Genomic DNA, 1643 nt, shown 5'->3' on the forward strand with positions numbered 1-1643 from the left:
ATTGAGCTTCCTCCAACTTCGAACCCGCAGGTCATCGGGGCTGGTGTGAGTCAGCGATCTCGTACTCGTACTGGTCGCGGGCGGTTGCCTGCTCCCAAGATCGTCTGTCAGCGTGCGACCTCGGTGTTGGTCAGCACGAGCAGCGCCCGCAGCAGCGTGGTCGCGTAACGGGCCGACAGCCGGAGCTTGGTGAGGATGCGCCAGTTCTTCAAGTGGGCGAAGGCGTGCTCGCAGACCGCGCGGACGGACGCGATCAGCTTGTTGACCTGCTTCTTCGCCTTCGTGAGCGGCTTGGTGCGGGCGGCCTTGTAGCCGGTGATGACCACGGGGTTGTCCACATCGTCGTCCAGGCCGGTGAAGCCGAGGTCGCCGATGGCGCCCAGCTCGTGGGCCCGTAACTGCTCGACGAGCCTGTTGTAGCGGGCGGTGGTGATCTCCGAGGAGCGTCCCGGGCGGGCCGCGGAGATCCACAGCAGGCGGCCCTTGTCGTCGGTGAGTGCCAGGAAGAGCAGGCCGTGGGTCTTGTGTTTCCCGCTGTAGTTGCGCCGGTTGTCTTTCCCGGTGCGGCGCCGGGTGCGGATCAGGGTGCCGTCGACCAGGACCACGTGGCCACCCTTTCGGGTGACCTTCTTCAGCGCGCGGTCCAGCCGCTCGGCCCGCGCGGCGAGCAGTTCGATCACCTCCATCACCCAGCGGCGCACCGTGGTCGCGGAGATGCGGTTGCCGCCCGCCATGTCGGCAAGCCGCTGGTCGTGGCGGAGAACGGCCAGCACGATCGTGGCGATTCTTCCGGGCGGCAGCTTCCGCCACCGCGAACCGATCTTCTTCAGGTGACCGCGCAGCAGGTCGCCGAGGAGGGTCAGGGTGGCCGTGGACAGCGTGAGGCTGGACTGGTAGACAACCGTCTCGGTGCCCCCGGCGGGGCTGGTCTTGTTTCGCATACGACACCAACTGCCGCCGGGGGCCCTTGGGTTACGGTCCTGGGCGGACGCTCACAGCGTGGTGGTGAACTTCCCGTCGGCCAGCTTGCGCAGCCAGCCCCGCTCGGCCAGCCGGTTCAGCTCGCGCGCAGCGCCTCCGAGCGGGCCGGCTCGGTGGACATCCCCAGCCCGGCGCAGACCTGCCTGACCATGACCGGCCCTTCCGCTCGCCGCACCACGTCCATGATCCGCTGGTAGTCCGCGGGCAGCACCGCCTCGTCCATGCCCCGCTCGCGCGGCGGCACCAGTAGCACCGCACGGCCCGCGACCTGCCCGGCAGCCGGTGCCGGCACCGCTTCCCGCTCCACGCGCAGCTGCTCGGCCAGCCGACGCGCAACCCGCTCGGCCACGGCGAGCTCCTCCAGCTCCTCGCGTACTTCCTGAAGCTGCTGACTCAACTTCTCCGCCTGCAAATCCAGTTCCGCTCTGCGGGCCGTGATCAGCTCGCGAAGGTCCGGTTCCGCGTCCTGGGCCACCCGATGCACCTCCCGCCCGGATCGTACGGACAGGCGCCCCGCGCACGCCGGGAAACCCGTGGATCCGTGATCGCCGAAACGGCAGACGATCTTGAACTCCGACAACCGCCCCCGACCAGCACGAGGAGACGGTCAACGACTCACACCAGCCCCGTGACCAGCGCCTTCAAGATGGCGGATCTTCATT

The 1643-nt window shown here is 68.6% G+C and carries 2 protein-coding genes; both read right to left on the reverse strand.

Going from position 1 to position 1643, the window contains the following annotated elements; all coding sequences use genetic code 11:
- Positions 1–107: 107 nt before the first annotated feature.
- Complete coding sequence (locus JL475_RS38960) at positions 108–941, reverse strand: transposase family protein (RefSeq protein WP_202282919.1); 834 nt, start codon at positions 939–941, stop codon at positions 108–110.
- A gap of 116 nt (positions 942–1057) precedes the next feature.
- On the reverse strand, positions 1058–1456 hold the full coding sequence (locus tag JL475_RS38965) for a hypothetical protein (RefSeq protein WP_237409543.1): 399 nt from the start codon (positions 1454–1456) through the stop codon (positions 1058–1060).
- Between the last annotated feature and the right edge of the window lie 187 nt (positions 1457–1643).

Origin of the sequence: Streptomyces sp. M2CJ-2, from assembly GCF_016757295.1 — a bacterium.
GTDB lineage: Bacteria > Actinomycetota > Actinomycetes > Streptomycetales > Streptomycetaceae > Streptomyces.

What these genes read in the sequence shown, in the direction of transcription:
- JL475_RS38960 (WP_202282919.1), bottom strand. Translation starts at nt 941, where the DNA reads ATGCGAAACAAGACCAGCCCCGCCGGGGGCACCGAGACGGTTGTCTAC.